This is a genomic window from Hydrogenivirga sp. 128-5-R1-1, assembly GCF_000171895.1.
On sequence record NZ_ABHJ01000148.1, the window covers coordinates 1 to 2,247 of the forward strand.

Annotated in this window: 2 protein-coding genes; both read right to left on the reverse strand. The window is 28.8% G+C overall.

Annotated elements, in window-relative coordinates; translation table 11 throughout:
- Window positions 1–5: 5 nt before the first annotated feature.
- Window positions 6–1,679: an AAA family ATPase gene (locus HG1285_RS04070; protein ID WP_008288726.1), complete on the reverse strand. Its 1,674-nt coding sequence runs from the start codon at window positions 1,677–1,679 to the stop codon at window positions 6–8.
- Window positions 1,657–2,007: a hypothetical protein gene (locus HG1285_RS04065; protein ID WP_008288727.1), complete on the reverse strand. Its 351-nt coding sequence runs from the start codon at window positions 2,005–2,007 to the stop codon at window positions 1,657–1,659. The genes HG1285_RS04070 and HG1285_RS04065 overlap by 23 nt, the downstream gene beginning before the upstream one ends.
- Window positions 2,008–2,247: the final 240 nt, after the last annotated feature.

Here is a 2,247-nt window from a genome sequence, read left to right on the forward strand (position 1 = left end):
ACAGTTTATACTGCTTTTGGCTTCACATCATGTTCAAAAAGAAGCTGAGAAAGAGGGTTAATAAACATTTCTTCAATTGTATTTCCAATTCCTCTTCCTCCCATTGATAAATCATTTGTTACAATATCAAGAAGATTATCAATATTTTCAATTTCTGCCCTTATATCTTTATCTTTTTGAAGTTTTTTAAGAACCTTTCCTATCATAGATTTTGCTATTTCTTTTGCATCTTCTTTTTCTATAAAGTTAAACACTACTATGTTTTTACCTATCCTGTTTAAAATTTCTGGTCTTCTTATTTCTTCTTTAAAATATCTTTCAATATATTTATTTGCTATTTCCTTGTTTTTTTCATATCCGTTAGTAAGTGTCATTTGTGAAGCTCCAAGGTTTGAAGTAAATATTATTATGCTTTCGGAAAAATAAGCCTTTTCTCCTCTCCCTGAAGTTAAAACTCCTTCATCTAAGAGCTGTAGCATTATGTCCATTACCCTTGGATGTGCTTTTTCAATTTCATCAAATAAAACTACAGAAAAAGGATTTTCTCTTATTTTATTTATAAGTTCTCCTCCTTGCTCATATCCAACATATCCTGGAGGAGCTCCAAGAAGTCTTTGGTCTGAATGGTCGTGCCTAAACTCTGACATATCAAATCTAATCATTGCATCTTCACTTCCAAATATTATCTGGGCTATTGTTTTGGCAAGCTCAGTCTTACCTACTCCTGTAGGTCCCGCAAAGAATAAAACTCCTTTTGGTCTTTGAGAAAATGTTGAAAACTGAGAGCCTGAAAGGTTAAAAAATGCCCTTTTAATTATTGTAGATGCTTTTTTAACAGCTTCATCCTGTCCTTTAACCCTTTTAGTTATGATATTTTCAACATTTTTAACTTTTTCCTTTTCAATGTTTTCCCAGGGGTTTTCCTTTACTCCTGTTTTGTAAGTTCTTATAGCTTGAGATATGTTTTCAGGTTTTATGTTATTTTGTTTTGCTATTTGAAAAACACTTATTATTTCCCGAATGTACATTCCGTGGGTTTTATCTGTTATTTCATCTGTAAGTGATTCATCATCTTTTGAAAATGCTTGAAGTATCTTTTTTACAGCCTCTTTTCTAACTAGAATATCAGGTTTTTGTATTAATATTGACTTTATTTTAGGCTTATCAACATAAAACCATGATGGAATATCACCTTCCTTATCAAGAAGGTGAAAAATTAAATTGTATTTAGCTCCATTTTCAGTTCTTACTTTTTTTGCTTTTGGATCTACTGCATCTTTAAATATCTTAAATAAAAATGTTTTAAAGTCTCCTTCAGCAATTTCTTCAATCCTTGATGCGTAGTTTATTATAAGTGCAACAGGATATTTTTCATTTTTTATAAATTTTTTAATAATTTCATAATCATTTTCAAGGGTTGCTTTTTTATCTTTGTTTAAAATCTTTTCTCCTGTAGCTTCATTAAATATTTTTTCATCTCCATAAACGTGAAAAAATCCGGATAACGGTATGTATGAAATAACCTGTGAATAACTTTGTTTTTCAACAAGCCATCTTCCAAGAAAATCTGTAAGGTTTAATGGGGTATTTTCATAAAAGTAGCTGTCATATATATTCCCTGATATTAGAAAATTAGAGTTTTGAGGCAAAAATAAGTTAAGTTCTTTTACCCACTGCATTTTTTACACCTTTTTCTTTCTTTAAATTTTTAACTTCCTGGTTGTAAACGTAGTTTATGTTTTTTTCAAGTTCATATATAGCTTTTAAATCATTTATTATTATTCCTTTTTCCTTAAGCTTTTCTTTCAGCCTGTCAAAATCACTGCACCACTTTTTCATTTTTTCTTTATCTTTTATTTTTTCATATTCTGAAGGTGTATAATCTTTTTTATCTACAAGTTTTACAAACTTTGACGTTATTTTTCCGTCTTTAATCTTCATCATAATCTTATAATTTTTATCTTCAGTATCTATGTATAAAATCTGGCTGTTTTCATTTTCTATCACATATCCCTGGATAAGCAGCTGATTTATTACTTCTTCCTTAACTTTTTTTTCATATCTTTTCTTGCTTTCTTTTTCAATTACGTTTAATGCTTCTTCTTTTATTTTTTCAAATTCTTCTTTTTTTATTAAGTCTTTTTCTATTATCTTTTTTATCTGGTTTTTAAAGTTTTTATCATTTATAGTGGTGTCAACAGTTGCCTAAAAATATAGTCAATTATAGACAACTGATGACTTTCGGAA

Excerpts from the sequence above, each read along its gene's own strand:
- HG1285_RS04070 (WP_008288726.1), bottom strand. The coding sequence starts at position 1,679 with ATGCAGTGGGTAAAAGAACTTAACTTATTTTTGCCTCAAAACTCTAAT.